The sequence below is a fragment of the Paenibacillus sp. 37 genome, from assembly GCF_008386395.1.
GTDB classification, from domain to species: Bacteria; Bacillota; Bacilli; order Paenibacillales; family Paenibacillaceae; genus Paenibacillus; species Paenibacillus amylolyticus_B.
In genome coordinates this window covers 5,913,554-5,929,042 of the sequence record NZ_CP043761.1, presented here as the reverse complement: position 1 = coordinate 5,929,042, position 15,489 = coordinate 5,913,554, and the positions used below count along the sequence as shown (strand labels likewise).

Annotated in this window: 9 protein-coding genes, 11 tRNA genes and 2 rRNA genes; 21 read left to right on the top strand and 1 reads right to left on the bottom strand. The window is 48.1% G+C overall.

Going from position 1 to position 15,489, the window contains the following annotated elements; genetic code table 11:
* Nucleotides 1–9 precede the first annotated feature (9 nt).
* The 7 genes from gatB to F0220_RS25460 all read left to right on the top strand — a co-directional run bounded on the left by gatB (nt 10) and on the right by F0220_RS25460 (nt 7,391).
* Nucleotides 10–1,449: an Asp-tRNA(Asn)/Glu-tRNA(Gln) amidotransferase subunit GatB gene (gatB, locus tag F0220_RS25490; protein ID WP_149846799.1), complete on the top strand. Its 1,440-nt coding sequence runs from the start codon at nt 10–12 to the stop codon at nt 1,447–1,449.
* A 96-nt stretch (nt 1,450–1,545) separates the two neighbouring features.
* Complete coding sequence (locus tag F0220_RS25485; RefSeq protein WP_091019363.1) at nt 1,546–2,010, top strand: GNAT family N-acetyltransferase; 465 nt, start codon at nt 1,546–1,548, stop codon at nt 2,008–2,010.
* Between the two features lie 32 nt (nt 2,011–2,042).
* On the top strand, nt 2,043–2,753 hold the full coding sequence (locus tag F0220_RS25480; RefSeq protein ID WP_017692302.1) for an MgtC/SapB family protein: 711 nt from the start codon (nt 2,043–2,045) through the stop codon (nt 2,751–2,753).
* A gap of 147 nt (nt 2,754–2,900) precedes the next feature.
* Complete coding sequence (locus F0220_RS25475; RefSeq protein ID WP_074096431.1) at nt 2,901–3,494, top strand: hypothetical protein; 594 nt, start codon at nt 2,901–2,903, stop codon at nt 3,492–3,494.
* Between the two features lie 26 nt (nt 3,495–3,520).
* Nucleotides 3,521–4,930 carry a DUF4097 family beta strand repeat-containing protein gene (locus F0220_RS25470; protein ID WP_105601858.1) on the top strand — a complete coding sequence of 470 codons (1,410 nt, stop codon included), beginning with the start codon at nt 3,521–3,523 and terminating at the stop codon, nt 4,928–4,930.
* Nucleotides 4,931–5,097: 167 nt separating this feature from the next.
* Nucleotides 5,098–5,520, top strand: coding sequence for a peroxide-responsive transcriptional repressor PerR (gene perR / locus F0220_RS25465; protein WP_026081471.1), 423 nt, complete (start codon nt 5,098–5,100; stop codon nt 5,518–5,520).
* A 140-nt stretch (nt 5,521–5,660) separates the two neighbouring features.
* Nucleotides 5,661–7,391: a glycosyl hydrolase family 18 protein gene (locus tag F0220_RS25460; protein WP_149846798.1), complete on the top strand. Its 1,731-nt coding sequence runs from the start codon at nt 5,661–5,663 to the stop codon at nt 7,389–7,391.
* A 263-nt stretch (nt 7,392–7,654) separates the two neighbouring features.
* Here the strand turns inward: F0220_RS25460 and F0220_RS25455 are convergent, their stop codons facing one another.
* Complete coding sequence (locus tag F0220_RS25455; RefSeq protein ID WP_076319627.1) at nt 7,655–8,035, bottom strand: DUF2614 family zinc ribbon-containing protein; 381 nt, start codon at nt 8,033–8,035, stop codon at nt 7,655–7,657.
* Nucleotides 8,036–8,157: 122 nt separating this feature from the next.
* On the opposite strand from F0220_RS25455, the gene F0220_RS25450 reads away from it, so the two are divergent.
* The 14 genes from F0220_RS25450 to F0220_RS25385 all read left to right on the top strand — a co-directional run bounded on the left by F0220_RS25450 (nt 8,158) and on the right by F0220_RS25385 (nt 15,486).
* The gene (locus tag F0220_RS25450; protein ID WP_036607052.1) at nt 8,158–9,036 is read left to right on the top strand and encodes a nucleotidyltransferase-like protein; all 879 of its coding nucleotides are present in this window, start codon (nt 8,158–8,160) and stop codon (nt 9,034–9,036) included.
* A gap of 455 nt (nt 9,037–9,491) precedes the next feature.
* Nucleotides 9,492–11,044: ribosomal RNA gene (locus F0220_RS25445) — 16S ribosomal RNA — on the top strand.
* Nucleotides 11,045–11,356: 312 nt separating this feature from the next.
* Nucleotides 11,357–14,284 (top strand): 23S ribosomal RNA (locus tag F0220_RS25440).
* The 16S and 23S rRNA genes sit together here with 11 tRNA genes alongside, the layout of an rRNA operon.
* A gap of 67 nt (nt 14,285–14,351) precedes the next feature.
* Nucleotides 14,352–14,427 (top strand) — tRNA-Asn (locus F0220_RS25435).
* Nucleotides 14,428–14,430: 3 nt separating this feature from the next.
* Nucleotides 14,431–14,522 (top strand) — tRNA-Ser (locus F0220_RS25430).
* A 9-nt stretch (nt 14,523–14,531) separates the two neighbouring features.
* Nucleotides 14,532–14,603 (top strand) — tRNA-Glu (locus F0220_RS25425).
* Nucleotides 14,604–14,671: 68 nt separating this feature from the next.
* Nucleotides 14,672–14,747, top strand: a tRNA-Val gene (locus F0220_RS25420).
* Nucleotides 14,748–14,764: 17 nt separating this feature from the next.
* A tRNA-Met gene (locus tag F0220_RS25415) sits at nt 14,765–14,838 on the top strand.
* A 27-nt stretch (nt 14,839–14,865) separates the two neighbouring features.
* Nucleotides 14,866–14,943: transfer RNA gene (locus F0220_RS25410), tRNA-Asp, on the top strand.
* Nucleotides 14,944–15,038: 95 nt separating this feature from the next.
* Nucleotides 15,039–15,114: transfer RNA gene (locus F0220_RS25405), tRNA-Phe, on the top strand.
* A gap of 20 nt (nt 15,115–15,134) precedes the next feature.
* Nucleotides 15,135–15,210, top strand: a tRNA-Thr gene (locus F0220_RS25400).
* Between the two features lie 9 nt (nt 15,211–15,219).
* Nucleotides 15,220–15,305 (top strand) — tRNA-Tyr (locus F0220_RS25395).
* A gap of 6 nt (nt 15,306–15,311) precedes the next feature.
* Nucleotides 15,312–15,385, top strand: a tRNA-Trp gene (locus tag F0220_RS25390).
* A 28-nt stretch (nt 15,386–15,413) separates the two neighbouring features.
* Nucleotides 15,414–15,486 (top strand) — tRNA-His (locus F0220_RS25385).
* Nucleotides 15,487–15,489 lie beyond the last annotated feature (3 nt).

The following is a 15,489-nucleotide window of genomic DNA, read 5'->3' as shown; positions in this document are numbered from 1 at the left end:
AATATAGAAATGTCCGCATCTAAATATGAAACGGTCGTTGGACTTGAAGTCCACGTGGAGTTGCATACCAACTCCAAAATCTTCTGCGGCTGCTCCACAGCTTTTGGAGCTCCGCCGAATACGCATACCTGCCCGGTCTGTCTCGGACATCCGGGCGTACTGCCTGTACTGAATCGTCAGGCGGTAGACTACGCCATGAAGGCAGCGATGGCCCTCAATTGTACGATTGCTGATGTCAGCAAGTTTGACCGTAAAAACTACTTTTACCCCGACTCACCAAAAGCCTATCAGATCTCGCAATTTGATCAACCAATCGGTGAGAACGGCTGGATTGATATCGAAGTGAATGGTGAAACAAAACGAATTGGCATCACACGTCTTCACTTGGAAGAAGATGCAGGGAAGCTTACACATATCGATGGCGGATACGCGTCTTTGGTGGACTTCAACCGTGTCGGAACTCCACTGGTGGAGATTGTATCCGAACCTGAGATTTCTTCTCCGGAAGAGGCACGTGCGTATCTTGAAAAATTGCGCGCGATCATGCAGTACTGTGATGTATCGGACGTGAAGATGGAGGAAGGATCACTGCGTTGTGACGCTAACATCAGTTTGCGCCCACATGGACAGGAGAAGCTGGGAACAAGAGCTGAGCTGAAAAACATGAACTCCTTCCGTGGTGTTCAACGTGGTCTGGAATATGAACAATATCGTCAGGCTGAGATTCTGGATGATGGCGGCGAAGTGGTTCAGGAGACGCGTCGCTGGGACGAAGCTCAAGGGAAAACACTGTCGATGCGTGGCAAGGAACAGGCGCATGACTATCGTTATTTCCCGGACCCTGATCTGGTGAAGCTGCATATCGATGAAGCCTGGAAAGAGCGGATCAGAGCTACCATACCTGAGCTTCCAGACGAGCGTAAGGCTCGTTACACGGCTGATTACGGATTGCCTAGTTATGATGCAGAGGTTATTACTTCATCCAAGGCTATAGCTGATCTTTTCGAAGATAGCTTGAAATTCACTCAGGATGCCAAATCCGTATCCAACTGGATCATGGGCGACTTGCTGGGTTACCTGAATACGAGCAATCTTGAGGTGACTCAGGTCCCACTGACAGGTCAAGGTTTGGGTGAGATGATCGGACTGCTGGAGAAGGGCACCATTAACAGCAAAATCGCCAAAACGGTATTCAAGGAAATGCTGGAGAGCGGCAAGCTTCCACAGCAGATCGTTGAAGAGAAGGGTCTTGTGCAGATTAGTGATGAAGGCGCCATTCTTGCCATCGTTGAGCAGGTTGTAGCAAATAACCCTCAATCCGTGGAAGACTATAAAGCTGGTAAACAAAAAGCCATTGGCTTCCTTGTTGGTCAGGTTATGAAAGAAAGTAAAGGCAAGGCGAATCCCGCTCTAGCCAACCAACTGCTTGCAGATGTACTGAACCGCTAATCCTTCCGGTGAGGCCGGACAGAAAGAGGCTCGTCCCTGTGACAGCCTCTTTTTGGTATTGATAGATACAAATGTATTTTGGACGGGGGAACAGATATGAACATTCAACCATTGTCACTGAGTGATCTGGAGACGTTGGGACAGTTATGGAGACTACAACATGTAGCTTATCGATTGGAAGCCGAAATCATCGGATTTCAGGAGATTCCTCCTTTGATGGATACGATGGAGACACTTCGGGATTGTGGAGAGAGTTTTTATGGTTGTATCCACGATGACGGAGAGCTTATCGGGGCTGTCGCTGTAACAGAGGAAGAGGAGAATACACTGACCATTACACGAATGATGGTGCACCCGGATCACTTTCGCAAGGGAATTGCGGCATCTTTGATGACCTATGTGTTGGAACAGCATGCGGATCTTCCGCGTTATATCGTCTCCACAGGAACGCTGAATCAACCCGCAGTGAATCTGTACACCAAATTTGGTTTTAATCCCGTGGAAGTCACACAGATTGCACCTGGAGTGGAATTAACGACTTTTCACAAGAATAAACTTTAATAATATTAACAACTTGAGGAGGAATACCGACTTTGGGCGATCCCTGGTTCATTGATGAGTGGCACATTTTATTACGATTATTGCTGGCTATGCTGCTTGGAGGGCTCGTAGGCCTGGAGCGGGAACGGTCCAATCATGCTGCCGGTTTGCGTACCCATATCCTGGTATGTCTTGGTTCCGCACTGATTATGATGTTGTCTGTTTATGGCTTTAAAGATTTTGCTAATGAATTAAATGTAAGGATCGATCCAGCCCGTCTGGCTACTGCTGTAATTACTGGTGTCGGATTCCTGGGAGCAGGGACAATTCTCTTCACGGGAAAATCCATTACCGGACTGACTACAGCAGCTTCAATCTGGGTTGTTGCAGCCATTGGGCTCGCAGCAGGTGCGGGATTCTTTTTTGCCTCTATCGTATCCACCGTTCTGGTATTACTTAATCTCTGGGTATTTAACAAATTAGAGCTAAGGTATTTACGAGGGAACAAACTGCATGTTGTTACACTTCATACCTTGTCAGAACCCGGTTTTCTCGAACAACTGTCTTCATGTATGGAGCAGGAAAAGATCAAAATTCGTAAAATTACCGTGAATGAACAAGACTTGGCTTATGCAGAGATGGTCTCGGTTGAACGTAAAATTGAGATTGTGTTACATGTTCAGGTACCGCATGATTTCCAAACGGTAGGCTTGGTATCCAAGTTAAGACAATGGGAACACGTTACCAAGGTGTCGATCGAATAAATGAATTACAACCCTCCCCAGGCCAGTAGTGCCGGAGGGTTTTTGGTCATATCCATATTTCTTCCAGTTACTCTCCTTGCTCTTTAGGGTACTATCTAACCAAATGCATGAAGAGCGGAAGGTCAGATCAGAAGAGAGGAGTATGTTATGAAACGGAGACGTCAATTGAACAAAAAGACCCGTTCAGTCCAGGCCAAACCGGTCAGAAATCGGACTCACAAGTTTATCGCGGGATTACTGAGTGCCATTATTCCTGGCCTGGGTCATATTTATCTGAGATTGTACATGAGAGGTTTGACCTTTATGCTGCTTGTTTTGCTTGATCTGTCAGCAGTGTTGTACTTCTCATCTATTGGTATACAGATCAATGTGCCATTGCTCATCTTACTGGCTTTGTGTATTCCGGTTATTTACTTTTACAATGTATATGATGTGTTGCAATCTGCAGATTGGGTCATGATGCGCAGACGTAGAGCAGTAACCCAGGCAACTTCGGACAAGCCGATAACTAATGAACGTTCTACAAGAGATGCAATGATGGTTTGGGAGAGAGGCATATCGTTTGGATTACTTCTGATTGTGGGAGGGTCTTTGATGGTGCTGTTTTTCCGCAAACCACGTTGGTTTCAAGAGCTTCTCGCCATGTACGGCGGATATTCATTTGCGGTTCTCATGATCGTAGGCGGTTTGCTTCTGTTTGGTCGTGAATTCTGGGTGATGTTGAACAAGAAAAAAATGTAGTGGAAACGATACAAGGAGGGAACGTGATGAACCGTAAAGTCCGGGTTGGCCGCTATACGGCTGCCGCCTTAATCATAGCGGTCGGTGTGCTGTTGATTTTGGATAAACGGTGGGGAACTGACTACGTATATGAGATGGTGGACTGGTGGCCATTTTTGCTCGTTGTTTTAGGTGTTGAATATATTGTGCTGTTCCTGTGGACACGCAGAAGAAACAAGGTGCAATCGGATAACCCGAGCAATCCTGATGAGCAAATCAAAGTACGTTTCAGACCCGATGCCAAAGGGATTCTAACCTCACTGATTTTGGCAGCTTCCGTATTTATCGTCACCGAGCAGGATCACTACATGCACTTATGGAATAGAGTGAGTCTAAATCTCGGAGCGGCATCCATGGACTACAGTCAAGCGGCAGGATATATGGAGGATAAGGGAACGATTCGTGTACCTGTTCGCATGGATACGTCAGACCTGGTGGTTGAAGGTGTCAACGGAGATATCTCGGTACAACGCGGAGATACAGATGAGATTGAAGTACGGACGGTGATCTGGGTAGATCAGACGACGGAAGTACAGGCAAAGGCCGTTGCAGCAGCCTCTTTTGTAGAGGCCGATGGTACAAAAGTAATTTATATCAAAGCTACAGGCAAGACTTATGGAGACAATGAAAAAACGCAGCCACGGATGAATCTTACCATTACGATCCCGGATGATCGTCGTTTTAATCTGGATATTCGAACGTCCAATGGAGCGATATTATTAAACCGTCCGGAAGCCATTAGTACCATACTGGCCGAAACGGGTAACGGACGTATCCGGATTACCAATGCTGTTGGAGATATCTCCGGGAAAACGTTGAACGGGGATGTCATTGTAGCCAATGCCATTGGTAATGTCGATCTGGACAGTAACCGTGGCGACATGAAGGCTCGCGGTATTTCCGGCGATGTAGATCTTGCTACACAAGTGGGAAGTATCAGTATTGCGGACTCCGTTGGTGAATTCATCGCAGAGACACGCAACGGCAATATTACGCTGGATGGAGCCAATCTGGGAATCAAAGCCCAATCGCTTAATGGCAGCATTAACATCGTATCTACCAAAGTCGGAGGGGACTGGGATGTGTACAGTGCGGTGGGAGCCATTAACGTATTACTTCCTGATCGTGGAGACTACAGTCTTGCGGGTTCCAGCAGTTATGGAGATCTAAGTACGGATCTACCTTTCAAAGTACAGAATAAAACCATAGAAGGCCAGCTCGGTGAGGGCGAGTACAGGGTGAAAATTGAAGGCAACAGTGATCTCACCATTCAGAGCAACCCGGCTGTATCTACGCCTGAAACAGTTACACCTGATTCTGAAGATACGGCTGAGAATCTGGAACAGACTACCGAGGACGGACCAAATTCCCAGCAGGATTCTACAGAGGTTCCTTGACTGCCGCGTTGACAATAAACTTGTAATCGCCGTACAATAAATGTACACTGGCAAGATTACACGGCATGAAAGATGGATTGTCGTTCTTAATGGCCGGGAATCAACTCTGAGCGAGGAGACAGTAAATTACTCTTCACCAGAGAATGAAAGGTAAGGCGGTGGGTTTTATGGCAACACGTGTCCAACATGCGTTGGAGCATCTGAAAACGACCGGTGTCCGTATTACACCCCAGCGTCATGCCATATTGAACTATCTGATGGAATCCATGGGGCATCCGACAGCCGATGAAATTTACCGAGCCCTTGAACCCCAATTTCCCAGTATGAGCGTGGCAACGGTATATAATAATTTGAAGATGTTTCTGGAAGCTGGCATGGTCCGGGAATTGACATACGGAGATAATTCAAGTCGCTTCGATGCCAATGTGACGGATCATTATCATGTTATCTGTGATCAATGCGGCAAGATTGAAGACTTCAGCTATCCTTCACTCAAAAGTGTAGAGCTTCAGGCGGAGTCTAGTACAGGATTCGAAGTACACGGTCACCGATTGGAAGTATATGGCGTTTGCAAAAGTTGCAGGGATTAAGAGAGTTGAATTACAATATTAACGTGCAGAATTCAGTATGGATTCTTCACGTTTTTTTTTAGCATTTATGCAAAACACTCATTTTGATAACAACTTATGCGCACATCCCTATGATCAGCATAATTAACGGAGGTAGACGTTTGGGTAGAAAAAGCAGATATACACGTCAGAAGCGACGTTCATTTTGGCCCGGTTTTCTCGGGGCTTGTCTGATCGCCGGAGGGGCTTACTGGCTTATAACGAATGTATGGTTGAACCAGACCCATGAAGACCCCGACTGGGTAGGAAGAAGCCAGCCTATTTTTGTAGATGGGCAACTGATGGATGGAGACGCTCTGGGTACAGGAGATCAACTCAAGTTGCCTGTAGATGTTTTGCAAGAAGCGATTGATGCAGGCATACGTTATGAATCAGAATCGGGAGATATCATTATTGCCTCTCCTCAGCGAGTCCTTCATATGAAAGATGGAAGCACACAAGCAGAACTTAATCACAAAGATTATCCTATGACAGTTAAACCTGAGGTTAAGGACGGAGAAGCCTATATTCCGCTCAAACCTTTGAAAGAAGTATATGGCATAACCGTACAGGAAGATTCAGTAACAGGTGCTGTGCTGCTGATGCGTGGTGGAGACATGATACAGTATGCAGAGATTGATACATTATCATCCAAAGCGGACAAGACCGTGCCGTTATATAAACGTGGGGGAGAATCCTCACCAATCATTGCCGATATGGAAAAGGATGCACGGGTACGTGTATGGCAGACGGGTGATAAACAGAGTTTTGTTCAACTTGATAATGGATATGCCGGATATGTAGATAATGATTATATTGTCCTCACCGAGAAAAAGAAGGTGGACTTGCCTAAGTATACGCTGACTGCAGCAGAGAAGAAGTGGCAGAATAAACCGGTAAATCTGGTTTGGGAAGCCGTGTACAATCGTCAGCCTGATGTGGGTTCTATCGGTAAAATGCCTGGTGTGAATGTGGTCAGCCCCACATGGTTTCATATTACGGATGGACAGGGCACGGTGAAAAGCAAGGGAAACCAAGCTTATGTGAACTGGGCTCACCGTTCGGGTATGGAAGTATGGGGACTCATGGATAACAACTTTGACCCGGACGTTACAAAAGAAGCTGTAGCTACTTACGAGACACGCACTCATATTATTGAGCAGATGTTAGAGTATGCGCAGACGTATCAACTGGATGGTATTAACATCGACTTTGAGAACGTGTATACAGATGACGGGCCTAACATTACGCAATTTGTGCGCGAGATCAAGGCGATGGCACGTATACATGGATTGATGTTATCAATCGATGTAACACCGAAATCAAACAGTGAGATGTGGTCTGCCTTTCTGGATCGCCGTGCATTAGGTTCTTTTGCAGACTATGTTATGGTGATGGCTTATGATGAACATTGGGCGGCCAGTCCCAAGGCAGGTTCGGTAGCATCTCTGCCTTGGACCGAGGCTTCCATGAGACGCATACTTGAGGAGGATGAAGTCCCTTCTAACAAGTTGATCATGGCGGTTCCGCTCTATACCCGGATCTGGACGGAAGAGACGAATGATCAGGGTGAGGTTAAAGTGTCTTCCAAAGCGGTGGGCATGAATGCCATTGTGGAGCTGATCCAAGAGAAGAAACTCAAACCTGAACTGGATCAGGCAAGTGGACAGAACTATGTGGAATATAAGGAAGACGGAGCTACCAAGAAAATATGGATCGAAGATGCCGTGTCCCTTCAGGCGCGGGTGGATTTGATTGCTTCGTTGAAACTGGGCGGAGTAGCAGCATGGAATCGGAGTTTTGCTAATGCTTCTGCATGGGAGGTATTAAAGCAGGCCGGTTACCAGAAATAAATTATTCGAACTCAGAGTGTCTGCTTGCTCCAATTTATTTTCACTAAGTTCAAAGTTTATTATTGGATACCATCATACGTGCAGTCTACCGTTTTATTGGTCTTAGAACTTATAACTTAACTTCATATTTTAGCTATCGATAACACCAATAAGGGCTCACTTATAAGCAAAATCCAAAAAGGTCCGGTAAACATACCGGGCCTTTTTTTGTTCTTCAATGAAATTAAGGTAAAAGACATTTAGCGGTTGGAGATCATATCGTGCTAACCATCGGTGGGGGGAACTGTTGTAGAAGGCGCTTTCAGTTGCTGACTGGTCATGTTGGCCTTATTAGGGTCCAGGGTGAGGATGGTATGACAGAACATACACCGATCCGTTTTGCCAAGCATTTTGGTTAACTTCCCGCATTCCGGACAGTCGACTTGTACTGCACTGGTGGAGAGCATACCCGCCCAGAAATAAATGGCTAGACTGGCCATCATGGCAATCAGTCCGATGACGAGCCCTACAGCTGCGAATACCTTGCCTGCATGTCCCCAGAAAACAATCCCGGCTGTTCCGAGTATCATTAGGCCCATACCTAGCATGGTCAGTAGTAATCCCCAAGTGCGAAAAGCATTAATTTTTGCTGATTTAAAAATCATGAAAAATGCTCCTATCGTATGAGTAGTATCGGACCTGGAAAAGAAGGAAACTTCAGTCTGGATGTAGAATTACATTATAACTGACTTGGCGCTTATCTGCCATGAAATGTATGGAGGGAATCGTGGAATTAAAGAACCTTGCTTTTTTGTCCGAACAGTCGGAAGAGACAGGGGCAGTTGGGGCTATCGCTTATTCCCACCCGGGAGAGCGATTCCACGGCTCCCTAATTCAAGATTTCGAATTATTAGTACTTGTTGTTCATAATGATGATCAATTGAAGTCGGCAGTGGGACATTACAGATATGGTGATCTTCGTTATCAGATGATCTATGCAAGCCGTCATGAATTAAAGAGTAGTGTAGTTACCGGAAATCATAATAATCTCACCCAGTGTCTAATTGAAGGTGAGATTATCTGGGAAGCGGACAGCGCATTAAGTGATTTGCGAGAAGAACTGTCTACCTTTGGGGCAGAATTGCGTGAGCAGAAGCTGCTTCATGAATTCACCAGTTTTTTGAGAATGTATGTGGAGGCCAAACGTCATATTCAGGAAGGCCATGTTGTAGACGCCTACTACAATGTATTAGAGGCTCTGGGGAACTGGGCAAGAATTGTATTGATTGAACAGGGGATATACCCGGATCATGCCGTCTGGACACATGTGCAGAATCTGGATCGCGCTTTATGGAAACTATATCAAGAGCTTACCGTAAGCTCGGAGACGCTGGAGCAGCGAGTAGAGCTTGTCCTGCTTGCCTGTGAGTTTTCCGTAATGTCCAAAATGAGTGAATGCTCAGAACTGCTGCTGCGTGTGTTAAGAAGTCGCAAGGAGCCGTGGAGCATGAATGAACTTGTTCATCATCCGCAGTTAAGATTTGTTCGAGAAGATCTGCCATTGGTTATACGTAAGCTGGTCTTTCGTTCTATTGTAAAAGAATCGGCAGGATGGCCATCGATCGGAGGAGAGGGCCGGGAGATTCGGTATTGGATAGAGGCATAACCTCCTCCCGAAGCCTGACGTTATATTGATCACATAAGGGAGGGGAAACCTTCCTTTTTTGTTTGTTTAATAATTTATAAAAAGATGTTGACTCTCATTCATGATATATGATACATTATATTTCGTTCCTCAAACGAGATTATCGTCAACAAACGATAAATTCTTCAGAGGAAAAGTGAAGAACTAAAGCTTCAAAAAAGAAATTAAAAAATTTCTTGACGAAAACAAACGAAATGTGTTACATTATTTAAGTCGCCGCCGAAACTTGGTTGAGACGAAAATGAAGTGAAACAAACCGTGTTTGATCTTTGAAAACTGAACAACGAGTGAGTAAACATTCTGCTTGCAGAATGAACGCGAAAGTTGAGACAAGCCTTGGCTTGAATCGACTGGAGCACAAATGAGATTTTTAATCTCGTCAGATTCAAAATGAGCTTATCGCTCTTTTCAATACTTTATTGGAGAGTTTGATCCTGGCTCAGGACGAACGCTGGCGGCATGCCTAATACATGCAAGTCGAGCGGACTTGAAGAGAAGCTTGCTTCTCTGATAGTTAGCGGCGGACGGGTGAGTAACACGTAGGCAACCTGCCCTCAAGTTTGGGACAACTACCGGAAACGGTAGCTAATACCGAATAATTGTTTTCTTCGCCTGAAGAGAACTGGAAAGACGGAGCAATCTGTCACTTGGGGATGGGCCTGCGGCGCATTAGCTAGTTGGTGAGGTAACGGCTCACCAAGGCGACGATGCGTAGCCGACCTGAGAGGGTGATCGGCCACACTGGGACTGAGACACGGCCCAGACTCCTACGGGAGGCAGCAGTAGGGAATCTTCCGCAATGGGCGAAAGCCTGACGGAGCAATGCCGCGTGAGTGATGAAGGTTTTCGGATCGTAAAGCTCTGTTGCCAGGGAAGAACGCTTGGGAGAGTAACTGCTCTCAAGGTGACGGTACCTGAGAAGAAAGCCCCGGCTAACTACGTGCCAGCAGCCGCGGTAATACGTAGGGGGCAAGCGTTGTCCGGAATTATTGGGCGTAAAGCGCGCGCAGGCGGTCATTTAAGTCTGGTGTTTAATCCCGGGGCTCAACCCCGGATCGCACTGGAAACTGGGTGACTTGAGTGCAGAAGAGGAGAGTGGAATTCCACGTGTAGCGGTGAAATGCGTAGATATGTGGAGGAACACCAGTGGCGAAGGCGACTCTCTGGGCTGTAACTGACGCTGAGGCGCGAAAGCGTGGGGAGCAAACAGGATTAGATACCCTGGTAGTCCACGCCGTAAACGATGAGTGCTAGGTGTTAGGGGTTTCGATACCCTTGGTGCCGAAGTTAACACATTAAGCACTCCGCCTGGGGAGTACGGTCGCAAGACTGAAACTCAAAGGAATTGACGGGGACCCGCACAAGCAGTGGAGTATGTGGTTTAATTCGAAGCAACGCGAAGAACCTTACCAGGTCTTGACATCCCTCTGATCGGTACAGAGATGTATCTTTCCTTCGGGACAGAGGAGACAGGTGGTGCATGGTTGTCGTCAGCTCGTGTCGTGAGATGTTGGGTTAAGTCCCGCAACGAGCGCAACCCTTATATTTAGTTGCCAGCATTTCGGATGGGCACTCTAGATAGACTGCCGGTGACAAACCGGAGGAAGGTGGGGATGACGTCAAATCATCATGCCCCTTATGACCTGGGCTACACACGTACTACAATGGCCGGTACAACGGGCTGCGAAATCGCGAGATGGAGCCAATCCCAACAAAGCCGGTCTCAGTTCGGATTGCAGGCTGCAACTCGCCTGCATGAAGTCGGAATTGCTAGTAATCGCGGATCAGCATGCCGCGGTGAATACGTTCCCGGGTCTTGTACACACCGCCCGTCACACCACGAGAGTTTATAACACCCGAAGTCGGTGGGGTAACCGCAAGGAGCCAGCCGCCGAAGGTGGGATAGATGATTGGGGTGAAGTCGTAACAAGGTAGCCGTATCGGAAGGTGCGGCTGGATCACCTCCTTTCTATGGAGAATCGTTTCCTGCAACGGAAACATTCAAATATGCAGCTTAGCTGCAAAACACTCACTCGTTGCTCAGTTTTGAGAGCTCAAACTCTCAAAACAGCTTGCTTTTGCATGGAGCTTGTTCTTTGAAAACTAGATATCGAAACGAAACAAACGCGAATTAGAACATTCCTTTTTAGCTGAACTTGTGTTAAACAAGTTTAATAAATTGGTACTTAATTGCTTTTGCGATGGTATTGAATGGGAGCGACTTTTGGCTTTGGACGTAGTCCAAAACAAGGGAAGCGAACAGCCAAAACCGGAGCAAACTGGTTAAGCTACTAAGAGCACACGGAGGATGCCTAGGCGCTAGGAGCCGATGAAGGACGTGGCGAACAACGAAACTGCCTCGGGGAGCTGTAAGCAAGCTTTGATCCGGGGGTGTCCGAATGGGGAAACCCAGCTGGGGTAATTTCCAGTTACTCACAACTGAATACATAGGTTGTGCAGAGGCATACCAGGGGAACTGAAACATCTAAGTACCCTGAGGAAGAGAAAACAATAGTGATTCCGTCAGTAGCGGCGAGCGAACGCGGAGAAGCCCAAACCAGAGAGCTTGCTCTTTGGGGTTGTGGGACGTCTCACATGGAGTTACAAAGGAACCGGTTAAGCGAAGAGGTCTGGAAAGGCCCGCCAAAGAAGGTAAAAGCCCTGTAGTTGAAAGTTGGTTCCCTCCGAGACGGATCCCGAGTAGTGCGGGGCACGTGAAACCCCGTATGAATCCGGCAGGACCATCTGCCAAGGCTAAATACTTCCTAGCGACCGATAGTGAAGCAGTACCGTGAGGGAAAGGTGAAAAGCACCCCGGAAGGGGAGTGAAATAGAACCTGAAACCGTGTGCTTACAAAAAGTCAGAGCCCGTTTTAGGGGTGATGGCGTGCCTTTTGTAGAATGAACCGGCGAGTTACGTTCCCGTGCAAGGTTAAGGTGAAGAGCCGGAGCCGCAGCGAAAGCGAGTCTGAATAGGGCGACATAGTACGTGGACGTAGACCCGAAACCGGGTGATCTACCCCTGTCCAGGGTGAAGGTGCGGTAACACGCACTGGAGGCCCGAACCCACGCATGTTGAAAAATGCGGGGATGAGGTGGGGGTAGCGGAGAAATTCCAATCGAACTCGGAGATAGCTGGTTCTCCCCGAAATAGCTTTAGGGCTAGCCTCGGAAAACAGAGTCGTGGAGGTAGAGCACTGATTGGGTGCGGGGCCCGCAAGGGTTACCAAGCTCAGTCAAACTCCGAATGCCATAGACTTACTTCCGGGAGTCAGACAGTGAGTGCTAAGATCCATTGTCAAAAGGGAAACAGCCCAGACCATCAGCTAAGGTCCCCAAGTGTGTGTTAAGTGGGAAAGGATGTGGAGTTGCACAGACAACCAGGATGTTGGCTTAGAAGCAGCCACCATTGAAAGAGTGCGTAATAGCTCACTGGTCGAGTGACTCTGCGCCGAAAATGTAACGGGGCTAAACACACCACCGAAGCTATGGCTTGATGCTTTGCATCAGGGGTAGGGGAGCGTTGTATAAGGGTTGAAGGTGTACCGTAAGGAGCGCTGGACATTATACAAGTGAGAATGCCGGTATGAGTAACGAAAAGATCAGTGAGAATCTGATCCGCCGAAAGCCTAAGGGTTCCTGAGGAAGGCTCGTCCGCTCAGGGTAAGTCGGGACCTAAGGCGAGGCCGAAAGGCGTAGTCGAAGGACAACAGGTCGAAATTCCTGTACCACCGTAAGCCGTTATGAGCAATGGGGGGACGCAGTAGGGTAGTGACGCGGACTGATGGATGTCCGTCTAAGCAGTAAGGCTGATGTGTAGGCAAATCCGCACATTGTAAGGCTGAGCTGTGATGGGGAGCGAAAATTATAGTAGCGAAGGTCATGATCTCACACTGCCAAGAAAAGCCTCTAGCCAGGTGATGGTGCCCGTACCGCAAACCGACACAGGTAGGCGAGAAGAGTATTCTAAGGCGCGCGGAAGAACTCTCGTTAAGGAACTCGGCAAAATGACCCCGTAACTTCGGGAGAAGGGGTGCCCCGGTAGTGTGAATAGCACGAGGGGGCCGCAGTGAAAAGGCCCAAGCGACTGTTTAGCAAAAACACAGGTCTGTGCGAAGCCGTAAGGCGAAGTATACGGGCTGACGCCTGCCCGGTGCTGGAAGGTTAAGGGGAGTGGTTAGGGAGTAATCCCGAAGCTGTGAACCGAAGCCCCAGTAAACGGCGGCCGTAACTATAACGGTCCTAAGGTAGCGAAATTCCTTGTCAGGTAAATTCTGACCCGCACGAATGGCGTAACGACTTGGGCGCTGTCTCAACGAGAGATCCGGTGAAATTTTAATACCTGTGAAGATGCAGGTTACCCGCGACAAGACGGAAAGACCCCATGGAGCTTTACTGCAGCTTGATATTGAATTTGGGTACGATCTGTACAGGATAGGTGGGAGCCTTTGAAGCATGAGCGCCAGCTTGTGTGGAGGCAACGTTGGGATACCACCCTGATCGTATCTAGGTTCTAACCTGGTACCGTAATCCGGTGCGGGGACAGTGTCAGGTGGGCAGTTTGACTGGGGCGGTCGCCTCCTAAAGAGTAACGGAGGCGCCCAAAGGTTCCCTCAGAATGGTTGGAAATCATTCGAAGAGTGCAAAGGCATAAGGGAGCTTGACTGCGAGACCTACAAGTCGAGCAGGGACGAAAGTCGGGCTTAGTGATCCGGTGGTACCGCATGGAAGGGCCATCGCTCAACGGATAAAAGCTACCCTGGGGATAACAGGCTTATCTCCCCCAAGAGTCCACATCGACGGGGAGGTTTGGCACCTCGATGTCGGCTCATCGCATCCTGGGGCTGAAGTAGGTCCCAAGGGTTGGGCTGTTCGCCCATTAAAGCGGTACGCGAGCTGGGTTCAGAACGTCGTGAGACAGTTCGGTCCCTATCTGTCGTGGGCGTAGGAAATTTGAGAGGAGCTGTCCTTAGTACGAGAGGACCGGGATGGACGTACCGCTGGTGTACCAGTTGTTCCGCCAGGAGCACCGCTGGGTAGCTATGTACGGACGGGATAAACGCTGAAAGCATCTAAGCGTGAAGCCCCCCTCAAGATGAGATTTCCCAGTATGTAAGACCCCTTGAAGACGACGAGGTAGATAGGCTGGGGGTGGAAGTGCAGCAATGCATGGAGCTGACCAGTACTAATCGGTCGAGGGCTTATCCAATTAGCAAGTGATAATTCGCATGTTTCGTTTCGAATCTAGTTTTCAGAGAACGATCTCTGAAGCATATTCCCTGATAGCTCAGTTGGTAGAGCACTCGACTGTTAATCGAGTTGTCACAGGTTCGAGCCCTGTTCGGGGAGCCATATGGAGAGGTGTCCGAGCTGGCCGAAGGAGCACGATTGGAAATCGTGTAGGCGTCACAAGCGTCTCGAGGGTTCGAATCCCTCTCTCTCCGCCATAATATTAAGGCCCGTTGGTCAAGGGGTTAAGACACCTCCCTTTCACGGAGGTAACAGGGGTTCGAATCCCCTACGGGTCATAATAACTTCTCAAAAAAGAAGTTGATTTTTACAACAAGATTATGGTATGATCATAAATGTGTTGTTCGGAGGCTTAGCTCAGCTGGGAGAGCATCTGCCTTACAAGCAGAGGGTCGGGGGTTCGATCCCCTCAGCCTCCACCATATAAACTTTATAACGACGCGGGGTGGAGCAGCCCGGTAGCTCGTCGGGCTCATAACCCGAAGGCCGCAGGTTCAAATCCTGCCCCCGCAATCATACTTTCCTTTGAGAAAGTGATCTGGAACCGTGGTGTAGTTGGCCTAACATGCCTGCCTGTCACGCAGGAGATCGCGGGTTCGAATCCCGTCGGTTCCGCCATTTAATCTTTACATGAGGCAAACTGTTCACTACATCTGCTGTATGGCACTGATGCCCTATATAAAGTGTAAGGAATTAAGATTAGACTTTATTATGGCTCGGTAGCTCAGTCGGTAGAGCAGAGGACTGAAAATCCTCGTGTCGGCGGTTCGATTCCGTCCCGAGCCACCATTTTTAAAACAATTTAATATGCCGGTGTAGCTCAACTGGTAGAGCAACTGACTTGTAATCAGTAGGTTGGGGGTTCAAGTCCTCTCGCCGGCACCATGTAATCCTGGAGGATTAGCGAAGTGGCCAAACGCATCAGACTGTAAATCTGCTCCCGTACGGGTTCGGTGGTTCGAATCCATCATCCTCCACCAGTTTTTAGGGGCATAGTTTAAAGGTAGAACAACGGTCTCCAAAACCGTTGGTGTGGGTTCAATTCCTGCTGCCCCTGCCAATTATCTTTTAGAAAATAACCTTTTGTGGCGATCGTGGCGAAGTGGTTAACGCACCGGTTTGTGGATCCGGCATTCGGGGGTTCAATTCCCCTCGATCGCCCCT

What these genes read in the sequence shown, in the direction of transcription:
- gatB (WP_149846799.1), top strand. Translation starts at nt 10, where the DNA reads ATGTCCGCATCTAAATATGAAACGGTCGTTGGACTTGAAGTCCACGTG.
- F0220_RS25485 (WP_091019363.1), top strand. Translation starts at nt 1,546, where the DNA reads ATGAACATTCAACCATTGTCACTGAGTGATCTGGAGACGTTGGGACAG.
- F0220_RS25475 (WP_074096431.1), top strand. Translation starts at nt 2,901, where the DNA reads ATGAAACGGAGACGTCAATTGAACAAAAAGACCCGTTCAGTCCAGGCC.
- F0220_RS25470 (WP_105601858.1), top strand. Translation starts at nt 3,521, where the DNA reads ATGAACCGTAAAGTCCGGGTTGGCCGCTATACGGCTGCCGCCTTAATC.
- perR (WP_026081471.1), top strand. Translation starts at nt 5,098, where the DNA reads ATGGCAACACGTGTCCAACATGCGTTGGAGCATCTGAAAACGACCGGT.
- F0220_RS25455 (WP_076319627.1), bottom strand. Translation starts at nt 8,035, where the DNA reads ATGATTTTTAAATCAGCAAAAATTAATGCTTTTCGCACTTGGGGATTA.